Source organism: Sneathiella marina (assembly GCF_023746535.1).
Lineage (GTDB): Bacteria > Pseudomonadota > Alphaproteobacteria > Sneathiellales > Sneathiellaceae > Sneathiella > Sneathiella marina.
Genome location: NZ_CP098747.1, coordinates 3,509,947 through 3,524,551, shown reverse-complemented (window position 1 = coordinate 3,524,551; position 14,605 = coordinate 3,509,947). Strand labels below are relative to the sequence as shown.

Sequence of the window (14,605 nt, the reverse complement as noted above, 5' to 3'; positions counted from 1 at the left end):
TAAATGATCGAAAATACTCTTAAAACCTGGCACGACCTGGTCAGGTCCCATAATCCGGCGGGCCTGGACGACTTACTTCACGATGATGTTGTCTTTCATTCCCCTGTCGTCCATACGCCGCAACGGGGCAAGCAGATTACACAAATGTATCTGACTGCAGCGTTTCATGTTCTTTTTTCGGATGAATTTTCCTATGTTCGTGAAGTTGTTGGTGAGCGGGAAGCCGTCCTCGAATTCACGACGGTTATTGACGGTATTACATTGAACGGCGTTGATATAATCACCTGGGGTGAGGACGGAAGAATTACGGAATTCAAGGTGATGGTCAGGCCTTTGAAAGCGGTCAATTTAATCCATCAGATGATGGCTGCTATGCTGAAGAAACCTGCATGACAACGGATCAAATATTACTCTTCTCGCTTTTCGGTATCGTCTTTGCAATGTTGATCTGGGGGCGTTGGCGATACGATTTGGTAGCGTTCGTCGCCCTGATTATTGCGCTGGTTCTCGGGTTGGTGCCGACTAATCTGGCGTTTTCGGGATTTGGGCACCCGGCCACTGTGATTATTGCACTGGTATTGATCGTCTCCCGGGGGCTGGTGAATTCCGGTGCTGTTGATCTTATCACCCGAAAATTGACGGCCCTTGATTTAAAACTGTCCGGTCATATTGCAGCCATGAGCGGACTTGGCGCAATATTTTCTGCTTTTATGAATAATGTTGCCGCGCTGGCGTTGTTGATGCCCGTGGATTTGCAGGCGGCCGCCAAAGCAAAGCGGGCGCCGCGCCTGACGCTTATGCCTCTCGCCTTCGCCACTATTCTTGGCGGCTTGATTACATTGATCGGCACACCGCCCAATATCATTATCGCCTCTTACCGTGAAGAGGCTTTGGGCGAGCCTTTTGGAATGTTTGATTTCGCCCCTGTGGGTCTTGTCTGTGCAATTGTTGGCATTCTTTTTGTTGCCATCATCGGATGGCGGCTGATACCTGGTATTCGGGATGCAAAGAGTCCGACCGGCGAGTTGCTGGATTTGGAAGGATATTTGGCAGAACTGGTTGTGCCTGAGGAATCCCCAGCTATTGGAATGCTGGTTCGGGATCTTGATGGGACAGCCGATGATAATGATGTGGCGGTTGTTGGACTAGTCCGTCGTCATAAACGATTGGCCGGACAGGCCCGAAACGTGGAAATTCGTGCTGGAGACTTGTTGGTTGTCGACGCCAGCCCGAAAGCCATTGACCAGTTTCGTGGTGCATTGAAGCTGGAATTTGACGGTGAAAAACGCCACGAGAAAACAGCCTCTGGGGGTATGGTCCTCAGTGAAGTCGTTGTGCCAAAAGACTCCCGTATTGAAGGGCGGTCGGCAATTTCTCTGCGACTTTTATCTCGTCATGGCGTGACCCTGCTGGGTGTTTCGCGGCAAGGAAAGAAATTCCGAGACCGTGTCCGGCATCTCGATATAGAAGCGGGGGATATTTTACTGCTGTTGGGACCAAGTGATCGGGTTCCGGCGGTCGCGCAGTGGCTTGGTACGTTGCCGCTAGCCGAACGGGGCTTGTCTGTTACGCAATATCGGCGGGCTTGGCTCGCTACCGGAATATTTGCAGCGGCGATTGCCGTTGCAAGTTTTGGGGGGTTATATCTGGCGGTTGCTTTGGCGATTGTCGTGGTCGCCTATGTCGCGCTCGATATTGTCCCCATACAGGAAGTTTATCATCAGGTGGAATGGCCGGTGATTGTTTTGCTGGGCTCCATGATACCGCTGGGTGCGGCGCTGGAGGCGTCTGGCGGAACCGCGTTGATCGCAGGAGGTATTGTTGACTTAACATCTGGTCTGTCGACCATGGCGGTTTTGTTTGTTTTGATGCTTGTTGTGATGACGTTGTCGGATGTTCTCAATAATACAGCGACAGCGGTGATCGGAGCCCCCATTGCCCTTGATATTGCAAATCGGCTGGGTGTTAGTGCCGATCCGTTCCTCATGGCCGTTGCTGTTGCGGCGTCTTGCGCTTTCCTGACACCAATTGGCCATAAAAATAATACATTGATCATGGGGCCAGGTGGATACAAATTTGGCGACTATTGGCGTATGGGCCTCCCTCTGGAGATACTGGTTATCGCAGTGGCGGTTCCTGCCATCTTGTTTTTCTGGCCCCTCTAGGCGCCTGAACTTAAAATATTGAGAAAAGAGACGTTATGTTGAAAGATAAAGTGGCAGTAATCACAGGTTCGACTTCCGGGATTGGCGAGGGCTATGCCCGTGCCCTGGCAGCGAAAGGTTGTAATCTGGTGATTAACGGTTTTGGCGATGCAGCGGAGATTGAAACGCTTCGCCAATCATTGGCGGAAGAAAACGGTATAACCTGCCTCTATCACAATGCCGATATGACGAAACCGGATCAAATTGAAGACTTGATCAATACCGCTGATGCTGAATTCGGCGGTGTTGATATTCTCATGAATAACGCTGGTATACAATTTGTTGCCCCCATAGAAGAATATCCACCGCAAACATGGGATGCCATTATTGCAATTAACCTATCCTCTGTTTTTCACAGCATGCGGTTTTCGATCCCGCTAATGAAAAAACGGGGATGGGGTAGAATTGTAAACACTGCCTCTGCACATGCCATTGTCGCGTCGCCTAACAAGGGAGCCTATGTGGCGGCAAAGCACGGAGTTGCTGGGCTGACAAAAACGGCGGCACTGGAAGTTGCCCGAGACAATATCACGGTAAACGCCATTTGCCCCGGATATGTTTGGACACCCTTGGTCGAAGCGCAGATTCCTGATACCGCCAAAAGCCGGGGAATGACGGAAGAAGAAGTGATTAACGATGTCATGCTGGCAGCGGCGGCGACCAAAAAGTTTGCAACAATTGAGCAGGTGGCCGCATTGGCGATGTTTCTTTGTAGTGATGCGGCTGAAAATATAACAGGTAGCCTGCAGTCTATCGATGGTGGCTGGACGGCCCAATAGCCCGAAGAGATCCCATGACCGAAGGAAGCGTTGAACGGATAATTTCTGGAAAACAAAAGGAGCTGGGTGGTTTGACCGTCCGACGCCTGCTGCCAGTGGCAAAGCGACGTTCGGTCGGAGCATTCGTCTTTCTGGATCATATGGGGCCAACCATCCTTGCTGCCGGGCAGGGACTGGATGTTCCGCCGCATCCTCATATCGGGCTTGCAACGGTGACATATTTATATGAGGGGTCAATCCTGCATCGCGATAGTTTGGGGTCGTTACAAGAGATTTTACCAGGCGATGTGAACTGGATGACGGCTGGCAGAGGCATCGTTCATTCAGAACGTAGCGGCGAGCTAGCACGAAGCTCTCATCAGGAGTTGAACGGGTTGCAGTTGTGGGTTGCGCTTCCCAAAGACCGTGAAGAAACGGCACCTGCATTTGTTCATACACCCAAACAGGCTTTGCCGGTGATCGCGGGTGAAGGATGGACAGGACGGCTTATTGCCGGGGAACTCTTTGGTCAGCAATCACCGGTATCTACTTTTACGCGGCTTTTCTTCGCAGACATTTCATTAAATGCTGCGAGCAGTTTGCGCCTGCAGCCGAATTATGATGAGGCTGCTGTTTACGTTGTTTTGGGTGAGGTCGAGATTGATTCCCAACTTGTGGCCGCAGGTGAACTTGCCGTTCTTAATAATAAGCCGAAGATTGAGCTGCTGGCTCGAAAATCGAGCGTCATTGCGGTCCTGGGCGGAGATGCCCTGCATGAACCAAGAATTATGTATTGGAACTTTGTTTCGACAAGCCAATCTCGCATTGAGCAGGCAAAAAAAGAGTGGCGAGATCAGCAATATGATAGGGTCCCCGGGGAAACAGATTTCGTGCCTCTCCCGGAGTAGATTTCACTTCAGCAGGTACAATATTTTCAGGCAGCTTCTGGATCGTAGAGATAACCAATGCCCCGGATGGTTTTGATGATTTGAGGTTTTTCCGGAATCGGCTCAATTTTTCGGCGGATACGGGAAATCCGGATATCAACACTGCGATCAAAAGGATCCCAGCCCCGATCATGGGCTTGCTCCAGAATTTGATCGCGGTTGAGGACACGTTTTGGGTTTTCTGCGAATACCTTTAGCAAACTGAACTCCATGGCTGTAATCGCAATTTCCAGGCCATCACCGCCAAAGAGTTTTGCGGCTTCCAGATCGAGACGGCACTCTCCAAAGGCTGCCGTTTTGCTGGTTGGCGACTTGGCGGACGAAGTTTCGTTGCTTTCGCGGCGGCGTAGAACCGCTTTAACTCGTGCTTCGAGCTCCCTTAAATCAACGGGTTTCCCTAAATAATCATCTGCTCCCATTTCCAAGCCGATTATTCTGTCAACCACTTCTCCTGCGGCGGTTAGCATGACGACACAAATATCCTTTTCGGCCCTGATAGATCGCAAGATTGAAAGACCATCTTCGCCAGGCATATTGATATCCAGCAATATCAGATCGATTTCTTCTTTCTCAAGAACTTCTCGCAATTCAATCCCATTACCCGCCTCACTCACTTTAAAGCCGCGTTTTTCGAGATACTCCTTGAGCATTTCCCGGACATCGATTTCGTCGTCGCAGACGAGAATATGGGCATTTTCAATTGTCATGTTTCTTCACCGGTTCCCCGATCTCCTCTAGCATATCGTAAACGAGGTTTCTCAGCTCACGAGGGTTGATGGGTTTTTCCATGCTTGGTCTTTGTGCGTGCTTCAAGAAGCGCTGCGCGTCCTCGCTCATTGTATCCCCTGTAATAAACCCGACCCGGTCCACAAGGATAGGATATTGGGAATTGATTTGTTCATACAAACCCTTGCCGTCGAGGCCGGGCATGTTCAAATCACTCAAAACCAGATCGTATGTTTCCTTGGATAATTTCTCCAATGCATCATTCCCATCTTCAGCAGTGTGAACCTCGAACCCCTCCTTAGCCAATATCTCCTGCATGAGTTCGGCGACGTCTGCTTCGTCATCTACAACCAGAATGGAACAGGTTGACGCAGATCGATTAACTTCCAGTGACTCTGACAATGCACTTACGAGCCCTGATTTTGCGGGCAAACGTAGAGTAAATTCCGTTCCAAGTCCTTCAGTTGATTTAACGGTGATACTACCGCCATGGGATTCCAATATCCTATGGCAGAAAGCTAGCCCAATCCCCGTTCCCTGGCCGATTTCCTTGGTCGTAAAAAACGGTTCAAAAATGCGTGCGGATATGGCTTCCGGAATACCGGGGCCATTGTCAGCAACACGGATAATCACTTCAGAAGTTCCTGGATTATAGGAAGTTTTGAGTGTTACTTGACCCGGCTTGCCGCTGGCGGTAATGGCCTGCTCCGCGTTGATGACGAGATTAACAACCACTTGCGTTATTTGGTCCGCATCGGCATTGACCAGTGGCAAATTTTCCATCAAATCACGTTCAAGGTCCATGCTACCGTTACCAGAGGCAAAATCAGTAACATCCAGGGCGCTGGCGATGACCATATTCATATCGATATCCTGCATTTCAGCTGGCTTTTGCCGGGCCATTGCAAGGAAAGTTTTGATAATCTTCGCGCATCTCTGTGCCGCATTACTGATAATATCGACACGCCGCTCCGTTCCGGGTGTGGTTACTTCTTCCTGCATCATCAAGGAATGCCCGACAATGATAGACAGAGGATTGTTCAGTTCATGGGCAACGCCCGCAAGGAGCTCGCCCAATGCCGACATTTTTTCGCTTTGGAACAAGATTTCCCGCTGTCTCGCCAATTCCTCTTGTAAGGATAGTTCTTCCGTCAGGTCGCGGGTATTTGCGACGATGACCTCTTCTCCTCTGAAGTCGATGAGGCGGCAGGAAATTGCTCCCCAGAACGGCTCTCCCTTGGCGTTGTACAATTCGATCCGATAGTTGTTCACAAATTTTTTCTTTTGAAGCTCCTCACGGTAGGAATCAAAGGCATTGAGGTCGACAAAATAGGATCGGGAGGAAGAGGGATCGCCAAGCAAAGATCTTGTTTCAGGGCTACGGAACAATAATTCGCCATCGTCAAATTTGATCATCTGAAGCGGAACCGGGCAGGCCTCGAGAACCAGGCGGACAACTTCATCTGCTGCGCGTCGTTCTGCCTCCATCTCCTTTTGCATCGTTACATCCAGGCGCGTTACGACAAATCCGCCTTCTGACGTTGGATTGATGGATGTCGAATAAATTCGTCCGTCTTCTTCCTCTATATCCCGCCGTTCCGCGCGTACTTGCCCGGTTTCCTTACTGTCTTCGTAGGCGCGGATAAAGGGTTCAATATCTTCCTGACGGCCCTGGTTCTCGGCTGCATAAAGGATTTCTTCAAAATTCACGCCGGGTTTGAGAATATCCTTTAACGGCTTATTAGAATCAAGATAGAGCGCGTTATAAGTAACCAATGCATGGTTTGAATCAAACAACGCGAAAGCTTCATCCAGAGATTCGATGGCATCGGTCAGGCGTTTGGCCGCCGAAGATATTTCCTGGCGTGCTTCAAGCTGCTCTGTCAAATCAATGGTGCTGGAAACAATCACGTCTTCGCCGCGATAATCAATTACCTGCGCAGAAATAGCTGCGGGGAAGTGCGTGCCATCCGGGCGAATACACAATGTTTCAAAATCATCAATTCTGCCGGTTGGAAGCAAATCGGTCAGGTAATCTGCATTGTCTTCGGGATATACATAATGATCTTTTGTGGATTCTGTGCTGCCGAAAAGTTCCCGGGCGGCGGGCGATCGATAGATTATTTTGCCGTCGCCTATCCGAGCCATAAGAACATTCGCTGGGCATGCTTCCAGCACTTTATGCAAAAGAACATCTGCCTCGCGCTGCATTTCATCGGCCTGTTTCTCAGCGGTTATGTCCGTGCGTGTCACGACAAAGCCGCCAAGCTTGGTTGGATGTACCGAGACCGTATAACAATTTCCATCGGCGTGCCAAAGCTCGAAATTCTGAATAAATTCGGCACCATTTTCCAGCCGCTCGTTAACCCATTCATTCTCCCTGCCGATGGCATCGGCATATATGCCTCTTCTAGCCGTTTCTCGCACCAGTATTTCCCAGTTCAATCCCGGCTCAAGAAGATCACTCACCCCATAGTTCATTTCGCGATATTTGTCGTTGAACATAACAAGGATGCTATCCTCATCGTAAAGAGCGAAGCCTTCGCTCAAGCTTTCAATCGCGTCGGACAGAATTTCCTTTGCTTTGTTGATTTCTTCTTCCTGACGTTTCTTGTCCGTAACGTCTTGTGTTGTTGTGACAATAATATCCTTTTCACCGGATTGAAGAATACGCGCGGCGCCGCTGAACCAAAGTTCTTCACCACCGGCATTCTTTGTAACAAAGGTGTAATTGTCGTCATATCCGGTTTTCATCAGGGTCCTGAAAGAGGGGTCTTCGTTACTTTTGGCGAAAAACTTCTTAAAGCCCTTTTCGCTGTCATCCGCGGTTGCCTTCCTGTAAAGGGTATGGGTTGCCGTATTCGCGTAAAGTAACGCCCCGGTTTCCGCATCATTCGCCCAAACAGGCAAGGGGCTGTTTTGCAGCATGAACTCTGAAAATTCACTCTCCCATTTCTGCTTGTTTATATCAACGCTCAATAGAACACTGCCGCCATCAGGTGTGGAATAACTGGAAAGAAGCCGCCATTCGCCGTTCGCCAACCGTGCTTCGATTGCTGCAGAATGTTCGTCACTCCATTTTTCCGAAGCTGATTTAAGGGTTGCTGCTGTTGGGGTAAATTCTTCCTGATCGAAGTGATCGAGCTGTTTTAAATAGGCTTCCAGGACAGCAGCGCGCGTATCTGCTTTTGATCCGTTCAGCAACAACTGGTCGAAATCATGAGCTGCAGCAATAATCACCCCTTCAGCCGTAAATGACGCAAAAGAGGTGGTTGGCGTCTGTTGACTTGCGGTGGACATTAACATTTGTTCGATACCATTCATGATTTCAATTTAGCGCAACTCTGTTTCAATCGATTATCTAATAGAAGCAGTTTTGTTTCAATTGTTTCAGAAATAGCCAACATAAAACCACATAAAACCCACAAAATCACAGAAATAAAGTGATTTTATGTGTTTTTATGTGTTTTTTGGAAAATAACAATTGAAGCATTAAACCTGTTTTTCAGACAAAGAACTGAAACAAGAAAAGAGGAAAACTAGGATCACAAGCACTTAACCGCATGGAGCGACAAGATGACCTACACAGATTTTACAACTGCACCCGTAATGGCCCTGCATGGTTCTGCCTCTTCTTCAAAGCAATGGCAGTCTCTCTGTGAAATTCTTGAGGATCGCTTTCATGTCATCACACCTGATCTTCCAGGATATGGGGACAGGCCGGCCACCGGATCGCAAAAGGGTTTCGCCGCGGATGCGGATCCGATCATCCAGGAAATCGAAGAGCTGGGTCAGCCTGTACATCTGGTTGGTCATTCTTATGGTGGAGCGGTTGCCATGAAAGTTGCGATCTTACGCCCTGACCTGCTTGTCAGTTTGACGGTGTATGAGCCTGTACTTTTTTGCCTGTTACGTAACACGACAGATCAAAACCAGAAGTTCGTTAGTGAAATGGAGGCGGTTGCAAAAAGCCTACAGAACGCCATTGCCATGAACACACCCGAGTCCGGGATGGCGACATTCATCGACTACTGGAACGGCGAAGGTACTTGGCAGCAGTTGCCAACTACTGCGCGGGAAAAATTCGTTTCGAAAATAGACGCAGTTGCACAGAATTTTGTGCGGAGCTTTGAAGAAACAGTAACCCTGCAAGATTTGGCTATAATAGATGTTCCCACCATGATGATGGTTGGCTTGGAATCGCGCGAGGTGACCCAACAGATCAGCAGCATGATTGCGCAAGTGATACCGAATGCCAAGCTGGCCTTGATGCCCGGTCTTGATCATATGGCACCTGTGGATGCCAGCGAATGGGTCAATCCTAGAATTTTCCATCATATGCTGGAAGTCGAGCAATACCGGGTAACCGGCGTCGAAGCCCTGCGTTGGGTCGCATAGCGGACATAATCACCATAATTTCAGAAGCGAGGACTTGAGATGACAAATTATACAAATCCGGAAACCATTGCACTGCATGCTTCCTTTAGAGGAGATCCATCAACAGGCTCTGTTGCAGTCCCAATGCATCAGACGACGTCTTTCCAGTTTCCTGATGTGGAAACGGCTTGCGCCCGTTTCGCCCTGCAAGAACTTGGCCCGATTTACAGCCGGATTGGAAACCCCACCACAGATGTACTCGAACAGCGCATGGCCGTTATGGAAGGGGGCGTTGCGTCATTGGCGGTGAGTTCCGGTCAGGCTGCGACAGCGCTTTCCATCCAGAATATTGCAGCGACCGGCGACAATATTGTCAGCTCGACTGATTTATATGGCGGGAGTTGGAACCTGTTTGCCAACACATTCAAGACGATGGGTATTGAAGTTCGTTTTGTTGATCCAACGGATCCTGAGAACTTTCGGCGAGCGACTGATGAACGGACAAGAGCGTATTATGCGGAAACATTGCCAAATCCGAAACTGCAGGTTTTCCCAATATCTGATGTGGCAGCCATAGCTGAAGAAATTGGTGTTCCGCTCATTATGGATAATACAGCGGCGCCCATATTATGCCGCCCTTTTGATTTTGGAGCGCATATTGTTGTCTACTCAACAACGAAATTTATTGGTGGGCATGGCACCTCCATCGGCGGAATGATCATTGATGGCGGCCAATTTGACTGGGAAAAGCATGCTGACAGATTTCCCATGTTGACCATGCCAGATCCAAGTTACCATGGTGCCATATGGACCGAAGCCACCAAGCCAATGGGCCCAGTTGCCTATATTATCAAAGCGCGGGTAACGATGCTTCGTGATCTGGGGCCCTGCATGAGCCCGTTTAATGCATTTCAGTTCATTCAAGGATTGGAAACACTACCACTTCGCATGCGAGAGCATACAAAGAATGCCCAGGCTGTCGCTGATTATTTGTCACAGAATGACAAAGTGGAAACTGTCATACATCCCTCCCAAATGGAAGGTGTGAAGAAGAGATGGGCTGATCAGCATATGCCAAAAGGCTTTGGTGGATTGGTCGGCTTCGAAATTAAAGGCGGACGGGATGCGGGTTTGCGTTTTATCGATGCACTTGAGATGGTGTATCACGTCGCCAATATCGGCGATACCAGAACACTTGCGCTTCATCCCGCCACCTCAACACACCAGCAATTGACGCCAGACCAGCAACTGGCTGCAGGTGTTACACCGGGTTACATCCGCCTTTCTGTCGGTATCGAGCATATTGATGACATTCTTGCGGATGTCTCACAGGCGCTTGAAAAAACGAGTGCCTAGATTGTTGTTGATCACTTCATATCTGTAGGAGCAGAAACATGCCAATTTGTGTAAATAAAGGATTGCCTTGCGCCCATCAGCTCCGTGAGGAAGGCCAGGTGGTTTTTGAGGGGCCTGTAAAGTCGGACTTGGTTATCGGGCTCCTAAACCTAATGCCCGACAAAAAAGTTGCAGAACGGCAATTTGCCCGACGGTTAGGCCGGGATGACCTTAATGTGTCGCTCAAACTATTTCGGATGAACGATCAGGTTTGCCGGACAAGCGGTCAGTATCATTTGCGCCGACATTACGACCTTATCGATGAACAGCAAATCATTGGATTGGACGGTATTATTGTAACGGGCGCGCCGGTTGAAAAACTTCGTTTTGAAGATGTTGATTACTGGACTGAAATGGCAGATGTCTTGAGTATAATCTCCAAAAATAAAGTACCGGCAGTTTTTGTTTGCTGGGCCGCTCATGCCGCTTTGTTTCATTTTCACAATGTGGCAAAGATAGACCTCCCGCAAAAAGCCTTTGGCATTGAAATTCAAGATGTATTCGAGACGGCATCGGATTTGCTTCGCGGTTTGACGGATACGCTTTTAATGCCGATCTCCCGTCATTCGGCAGTGGATTATAGCGACCTGTTTCGCTTGCCTTCGGTTAAAATTGTCGCGGGGTCGGCAACAGCCGGGCCGGCGATACTGGAAGATCCGCTTGCGAAGCAGACGTTCATTCTGAATCACTTTGAATATGAGGCGGATAGCTTGAACGTCGAATTCCAACGCGATTTGGCAAAGGGTTTGTCACCTGTAAAACCTGATTATCAATATTTGAAAACAAACACGGATAAAGTGTCGCCATCACCCTGGGAACATCAGGGACAGACTTTCTACTCGAACTGGCTTGATATTGTTCGTGCGGAAACGCTCACGCCTGCAGAGCAGGTAAATGGAATTATGTCTGATAAAACCAAGATACGAGTAGCGTAAAAACATTAGATAATGACGCGTAAGAAGCGTTGTCTACATAATGTTGGAGAATTTGTAGTAAGAAGTCGACCGAACAATGGTTTGTTGAGAAATATAGGAAACACTCGACATAGTAATAATGGGATATTATCCTTTCTTTTGTGATCTCCCGTTAAGAAAAACATAGCTGCAACAAACAAGGAACTTAGTACGATGGCTGATCAAACACTTTTTGAAAAATATGGCGGGTTTTCAGCTGTAAGCCGAGTTGTCTTGGATTTCTATGATCGTTTGCTCGATAGCGATGAAATCGGGCCGTTTTTTGATGATACAGAAATGAGTAAGCTTGTGGACCATCAAACGAAATTCATTGCATCATTGTTGGGTGGCCCTTCCTCATATTCGGACGACCATTTAAAACAGCTCCATACGCATCTTGATATCAAAAATGAACATTTGGATGAAATGAAAGCCGTTTTGGCAAAGACACTCTTGGATCACGGTTTTGCTGAAGATGATACAGAAACCGTTATGGGTGAATTGGAAGCCAGGCGTGGGATTATAGTAGGATAAAACATGTCTATTGCAGCAATTAATGAGCAACTGCTAAGGGCCATTGGCGTAGGTGTTGCGCTTCTGGATGCGGATGATTTCAGCTTTCGTTTTCAAAATGACACCTTTGTTGATTGGTTCGCACCCCAACCCGAGCAGGATACGCTACCGAAATTGCTCCCCGAATTTGATGCGAAGGAGCTTCGCGAGCAACTCCTCGCCAAAAAGCGCTTTACCGCAGAATTGAATTTTCGAAAAAAACGCAGGACGATGATTTTTGCAGCGGATTTTACGCTGACAACAGAAGCTGAGGGGGCCTTTATCGTCCTTGTGTGCCAAAATATATCTCGTATCCGCGAAATGGAATCCATGATTGATTCCTATTCCATGATGGTTGAGCGCAACACACGTGAGATCAAGCGGGAAAAGGAGCAGGTAGAGAAACTTTTGTTGAACATGATGCCGCGGTCTGTTTATGAGGAGTTTAAAACTTTCGGAGTTGTTACACCGAAACTCTATGACCCGGTTTCTGTCCTTATGCTGGATTTCGTCGGCTTTACGGAAATGGCTGCGTCAGCAGACCCAAGTGTTACGGTCAGCGAACTCAATGATATTTACAGTGCCTTTGATCGAATTGGCGAGCAGTTTGGCTGTGAGCGTATCAAGACTATTGGGGATGCGTATATTACCGTGGCCGGGTTACCAGATCCCACACCCGATCATTCCCGTGCCGTTGCAAATACGGCATTGAGGTTCATAAGATATCTGGATCGCCGTAACCAGGGGCATCCAAACCAATGGCGATGTCGGATCGGAATTGCGTCCGGATCGGTTGTCGGGTCAGTCGTTGGAATTCAAAAATACGTATATGACATCTTTGGGCCGGCGGTTAATCTGGCATCGCGCCTACAAGAATGTTCAGAGGCTATGGAAATTACGATCAATGGTCCGGTAAAAGACGCCCTGAACGAGCAATTTCTTATCGAATCCGGCGGAACGCGCAAGATTCGAGGCTTTGACGATCAGGATATTTATAAAATCAGAGACAGTCGTAAAGGGGTCTTGTAGATTTGATCGATCAACCTGTGTAGATCGGATTAATGTAGATATGACCACTCTTCCAAATAATAAAAACAAAAAGGGAATTTCATGAGCTGGGTAAAAGAAGTTGAAGAACTTAAGCGTCGTCAAGAACTCGCGAAACAAATGGGTGGCGAGGAAAAGATTGCTCGTCATGTGAATGCTGGAAAGCTGACGGTTCGCGACAGAATTGACAAAATGCTGGACCCAGACTCCTTCGAAGAGGTTGGATCCGTCACCGGTAAAGCGGAATATGATGCGGACGGAAATCTTCTGGATTTACAGCCGGCGAACCTGATCACTGGCCGTGGGCGCGTAAATGGAAAACGGGTCGTCGTTGCAGGAGATGATTTTACAGTTCGGGGCGGTGCGAATGATGCCGGAATACGCGAAAAATTGATACATGTCGAAGATATGGCAAACAGTTTGCAATTGCCGTTGATCAGGCTTGTCGATGGAACCGGTGGCGGCGGATCGGTTAAAACCATTGAAACAGAGGGGCGGACTTATGTTCCTGCTGTTAGTGGCTGGGAAGTTATGGTTGATAATCTGGCAAAGGTTCCGGTGGTTGCTCTTGCCTTGGGATCCACGGCCGGTTTGGGCGCCGCGCGTGTTGCCGCCAGTCATTATTCAGTCATGGTCAAGGAAACCTCACAGATGTTTGTTGCAGGCCCACCGGTAGTTGCCCGTACCGGTGAAACGCTTACAAAAAACGAACTTGGCGGCTCGGATATCCATACGCGCAATGGTGCGGTAGATGACGAAGCAAAAACTGAAGAAGAGGCTTTTGAGCGCGCCCGGCGATTTCTTTCGTATTTGCCTTCGTCTGTGTACGACCTTCCGCCAAGAACGGAATGCACCGATGATCCAAACCGCCGGGATGAAAGCCTCATAGAGGCAATCCCGCGGGATCCACGTAAAGTGTATAAAATGCGGAAAATTATTGAATCCGTTGTCGACGAAGGAAGCTTTTTCGAGATTGGAAAGCGGTGGGGCCGGTCAATTATCACTGGGTTTGTACGCCTCGACGGTTGGCCTGTGGCAATCATCGCCAGCGACCCTTATCACTATGGCGGGGCTTGGACCGCAGATGCGTCACAGAAAGTGACACGGTTTGTAGATCTTGTTCAAACATTTCACCTGCCGGTCGTACACTTGGTTGATATCCCGGGGTTTCTGGTGGGCCGCCAAGCTGAAGACCAGGCAACCATCCGTCATGGTGTAAGAGCGATGACTGCAATATTCCAGGCAACTGTTCCCTGGTGCGCAATGATTGTCCGGAAAACCTATGGTGTTGCCGGCGCGGCGCACATGAACTCCGGCCGCTTCAACTTGCGTTATGCCTGGCCATCAGGTGATTGGGGTTCGCTACCTATCGCCGGTGGTCTTGAAGCCGCTTATAAAGCTGATTTGGCTGCTTCTGACGATCCAAAAAAGAAATTGGAAGAAATTGAAGAGCGGCTGAACCGACTGCGTTCCCCATTCAGATCGGCGGAGCGGTTCTTGATAGATGAAATAATCGACCCAAGGGATACGCGAAAGATTCTCTGTGATTTTGCCGAAATGGCGGCTCCCCTACGTAAAACAGGCGTTTCTTCCTTCGGAATCCGCCCCTAATCAACTGTTTTGGGCGAATTCTCGTTATTATGAGT

The 14,605-nt window shown here is 48.7% G+C and carries 12 protein-coding genes; 10 read left to right on the top strand and 2 right to left on the bottom strand.

Translation table 11 applies throughout. From position 1 onward, the window contains the following. Window positions 1-3: 3 nt before the first annotated feature. Genes NBZ79_RS17040 through NBZ79_RS17025 form a run of 4 tightly spaced genes read left to right on the top strand, consistent with a single transcriptional unit; the run spans window position 4 to window position 3,870 of the window. Window positions 4-393: a nuclear transport factor 2 family protein gene (locus tag NBZ79_RS17040; protein ID WP_251933773.1), complete on the top strand. Its 390-nt coding sequence runs from the start codon at window positions 4-6 to the stop codon at window positions 391-393. Further along, complete coding sequence (locus tag NBZ79_RS17035) at window positions 390-2,165, top strand: SLC13 family permease (RefSeq protein ID WP_251933771.1); 1,776 nt, start codon at window positions 390-392, stop codon at window positions 2,163-2,165. The genes NBZ79_RS17040 and NBZ79_RS17035 overlap by 4 nt, the downstream gene beginning before the upstream one ends. 35 nt (window positions 2,166-2,200) lie before the next feature. After that, the gene (locus NBZ79_RS17030; protein WP_251933770.1) at window positions 2,201-2,983 is read left to right on the top strand and encodes a 3-hydroxybutyrate dehydrogenase; all 783 of its coding nucleotides are present in this window, start codon (window positions 2,201-2,203) and stop codon (window positions 2,981-2,983) included. Window positions 2,984-2,997: 14 nt separating this feature from the next. Continuing rightward, the gene (locus NBZ79_RS17025; protein WP_251933768.1) at window positions 2,998-3,870 is read left to right on the top strand and encodes a pirin family protein; all 873 of its coding nucleotides are present in this window, start codon (window positions 2,998-3,000) and stop codon (window positions 3,868-3,870) included. 26 nt (window positions 3,871-3,896) lie between these two features. Here the strand turns inward: NBZ79_RS17025 and NBZ79_RS17020 are convergent, their stop codons facing one another. Beyond that, window positions 3,897-4,616: a response regulator gene (locus NBZ79_RS17020; protein WP_251933767.1), complete on the bottom strand. Its 720-nt coding sequence runs from the start codon at window positions 4,614-4,616 to the stop codon at window positions 3,897-3,899. Beyond that, on the bottom strand, window positions 4,606-7,935 hold the full coding sequence (locus NBZ79_RS17015) for a PAS-domain containing protein (protein ID WP_251933765.1): 3,330 nt from the start codon (window positions 7,933-7,935) through the stop codon (window positions 4,606-4,608). Before NBZ79_RS17015 ends, NBZ79_RS17020 begins: the two co-directional genes overlap by 11 nt. A 276-nt stretch (window positions 7,936-8,211) precedes the next feature. Between NBZ79_RS17015 and NBZ79_RS17010 the strand changes: the two genes are divergently transcribed. The 6 genes from NBZ79_RS17010 to NBZ79_RS16985 all read left to right on the top strand — a co-directional run bounded on the left by NBZ79_RS17010 (window position 8,212) and on the right by NBZ79_RS16985 (window position 14,570). Continuing rightward, the gene (locus NBZ79_RS17010; RefSeq protein WP_251933763.1) at window positions 8,212-9,033 is read left to right on the top strand and encodes an alpha/beta fold hydrolase; all 822 of its coding nucleotides are present in this window, start codon (window positions 8,212-8,214) and stop codon (window positions 9,031-9,033) included. Window positions 9,034-9,072: 39 nt separating this feature from the next. Then, a complete protein-coding gene (locus NBZ79_RS17005) occupies window positions 9,073-10,368 on the top strand; it encodes an O-acetylhomoserine aminocarboxypropyltransferase/cysteine synthase family protein (protein WP_251933762.1) in 1,296 nt (431 codons plus the stop codon). A 38-nt stretch (window positions 10,369-10,406) separates the two neighbouring features. Beyond that, window positions 10,407-11,342: a homoserine O-acetyltransferase/O-succinyltransferase family protein gene (locus NBZ79_RS17000; protein WP_251933761.1), complete on the top strand. Its 936-nt coding sequence runs from the start codon at window positions 10,407-10,409 to the stop codon at window positions 11,340-11,342. 192 nt (window positions 11,343-11,534) lie between these two features. Continuing rightward, window positions 11,535-11,894: a group I truncated hemoglobin gene (locus tag NBZ79_RS16995; RefSeq protein ID WP_251933759.1), complete on the top strand. Its 360-nt coding sequence runs from the start codon at window positions 11,535-11,537 to the stop codon at window positions 11,892-11,894. A 3-nt stretch (window positions 11,895-11,897) separates the two neighbouring features. Then, entirely contained in the window at window positions 11,898-12,941 is a 1,044-nt protein-coding gene (locus NBZ79_RS16990; protein ID WP_251933757.1) for an adenylate/guanylate cyclase domain-containing protein, read from the top strand. A gap of 81 nt (window positions 12,942-13,022) precedes the next feature. Beyond that, window positions 13,023-14,570: an acyl-CoA carboxylase subunit beta gene (locus tag NBZ79_RS16985; protein WP_251933756.1), complete on the top strand. Its 1,548-nt coding sequence runs from the start codon at window positions 13,023-13,025 to the stop codon at window positions 14,568-14,570. The last annotated feature ends 35 nt before the right edge of the window (window positions 14,571-14,605 follow it).

Bases quoted from the DNA above. Each gene is read 5' to 3' on its own strand.
- NBZ79_RS17040 (WP_251933773.1), top strand. From the start codon at position 4: ATGATCGAAAATACTCTTAAAACCTGGCACGACCTGGTCAGGTCCCAT.
- NBZ79_RS17035 (WP_251933771.1), top strand. From the start codon at position 390: ATGACAACGGATCAAATATTACTCTTCTCGCTTTTCGGTATCGTCTTT.
- NBZ79_RS17030 (WP_251933770.1), top strand. From the start codon at position 2,201: ATGTTGAAAGATAAAGTGGCAGTAATCACAGGTTCGACTTCCGGGATT.
- NBZ79_RS17025 (WP_251933768.1), top strand. From the start codon at position 2,998: ATGACCGAAGGAAGCGTTGAACGGATAATTTCTGGAAAACAAAAGGAG.
- NBZ79_RS17020 (WP_251933767.1), bottom strand. From the start codon at position 4,616: ATGACAATTGAAAATGCCCATATTCTCGTCTGCGACGACGAAATCGAT.
- NBZ79_RS17015 (WP_251933765.1), bottom strand. From the start codon at position 7,935: ATGTCCACCGCAAGTCAACAGACGCCAACCACCTCTTTTGCGTCATTT.
- NBZ79_RS17010 (WP_251933763.1), top strand. From the start codon at position 8,212: ATGACCTACACAGATTTTACAACTGCACCCGTAATGGCCCTGCATGGT.
- NBZ79_RS17005 (WP_251933762.1), top strand. From the start codon at position 9,073: ATGACAAATTATACAAATCCGGAAACCATTGCACTGCATGCTTCCTTT.
- NBZ79_RS17000 (WP_251933761.1), top strand. From the start codon at position 10,407: ATGCCAATTTGTGTAAATAAAGGATTGCCTTGCGCCCATCAGCTCCGT.
- NBZ79_RS16995 (WP_251933759.1), top strand. From the start codon at position 11,535: ATGGCTGATCAAACACTTTTTGAAAAATATGGCGGGTTTTCAGCTGTA.
- NBZ79_RS16990 (WP_251933757.1), top strand. From the start codon at position 11,898: ATGTCTATTGCAGCAATTAATGAGCAACTGCTAAGGGCCATTGGCGTA.
- NBZ79_RS16985 (WP_251933756.1), top strand. From the start codon at position 13,023: ATGAGCTGGGTAAAAGAAGTTGAAGAACTTAAGCGTCGTCAAGAACTC.